This window comes from Sedimenticola hydrogenitrophicus (assembly GCF_025175675.1).
Classification (GTDB): Bacteria; Pseudomonadota; Gammaproteobacteria; order Chromatiales; family Chromatiaceae; genus Sedimenticola; species Sedimenticola hydrogenitrophicus.
In genome coordinates this window covers 1-1,465 of sequence record NZ_JANIOA010000100.1, presented here as the reverse complement: position 1 = coordinate 1,465, position 1,465 = coordinate 1, and the positions used below count along the sequence as shown (strand labels likewise).

1 protein-coding gene is annotated in these 1,465 nt (G+C 55.2%); it reads right to left on the bottom strand.

What is annotated here, in order from left to right; genetic code table 11:
- A partial coding sequence (gene ltrA, locus NPX02_RS21095) for a group II intron reverse transcriptase/maturase (RefSeq protein WP_260296037.1) occupies positions 1–927 on the bottom strand: 927 nt, incomplete at its 3' end.
- Positions 928–1,465: the final 538 nt, after the last annotated feature.

The window sequence follows — 1,465 nt, the reverse complement described above, 5'->3', positions numbered from 1 at the left end:
TGCTACCTCAAGGCCAAATTTCTGCAGCCTTTCCGGTAACATTCGATAGAACCACTCCGCGTCGTCTTCGTGCTGAAACGCACAGACCCAATCATCAGCGTAGCGCGTTAGTGTCGCTTTGCCTCGACAGGATTTCTTCACCACACGGTCAAACCAGAGGTCCAGAGCGTAGTGTAGATAGACGTTCGCCAGTACGGGGGACACCACACCGCCCTGTGGTGTCCCGGTTTCGGGGTTAATCACTTCCCCGTCCGTTTCCAGTATACCGGCCTTCAGCCATTTGCGGATCAACCCCAAGAATGCCCGGTCATCAATTCGCTGCTCAAGCATCTCAAGAAGCCAGTCATGATCCATGTGATCGAAGAAGCCTTGTATGTCTGCTTCCACAACCGTGCTATAGGGGCCAAACTGGAGCTCCCTGGTCAGTTCTGATACAGCATCGTGAGCGCTGCGTCCTGCTCTGTATCCGTAACTGCAATCCAGAAAATCTTGCTCGTAGATTGCTGTCAGCACCTTTGCTGCGGCCGATTGGATCAGCCGATCTTCCAGGGCCGGGATACCAAGAGGACGTTGCTTCCCGTTCTCCTTGGGTATGTAGACACGCCGCACCAGCTTGGCACGGTATCGTTTGGTTTTCAGCCGCTCTACCAGTCGCTGAATGTTGGCGTGCAGGTCCTCCGCATACGCCTCAGCGGTAACCTTGTCTACCCCACTGGCTGCTCCCTTGTTGAGAGTTTCCCAAGCATGGTAGATCAGTTCCTCATTCAGACATCGATAAAGGTCTCGAAAACGGTGTCGCTTTTTGGTCGTTGCCTTGTTTGCTATTCCCCGCAGGAAGGTTGGCTCGCCTTGTTCCAGTCCGACTCTGTCTGGTGCGAGTTGCCTTTGCGGGCTACGTACTTCCGTCAGGTCCTTCCCCATGTTCATGGCTTTCCCATGCGCTGAGTACTATGCCTGATAAGAGACCCCGGTGGCATACGGCATTGATCTGCCTGCCCAATAACAGAGTTCCACAATGAGCGCTTAGACTGCTGCATAGTCCTGTGTCCGAGTTTCCTCTTCTGTGCCTTAATATCAGTAGGTCTTACGCTCATGCTTCATCCCGGTGGGAGCCAGTCGGGGCTTCCCGAGTTCTACGTCTCATCTCTTCCTGCATGCCACGGCCTGTCGACTCCGGCGGACCTCCACACCCTTGCCAGTTCGGGTGCTTCTGTGTTGCCTTCGGTGGACCATTAACCCCTCGGCATCCGCAAAAAAACTAAATCTCGAAGCTGTACCAGCACTTCAGGGTGCGCGACCACCCCTACGGCCTACAGAATTCTCTGTCTACGCTTCGCCCGCCTTGTTCACCATTCCTTTGGCTCCGCCACGGACGCAAGACTCGATACGGGTGGGTGGCTAACCCTTACCCGGCAGGGACTTTCACCCCGCAAGATGCGACGAGCTTTGCTCGGCGCGAAATGGC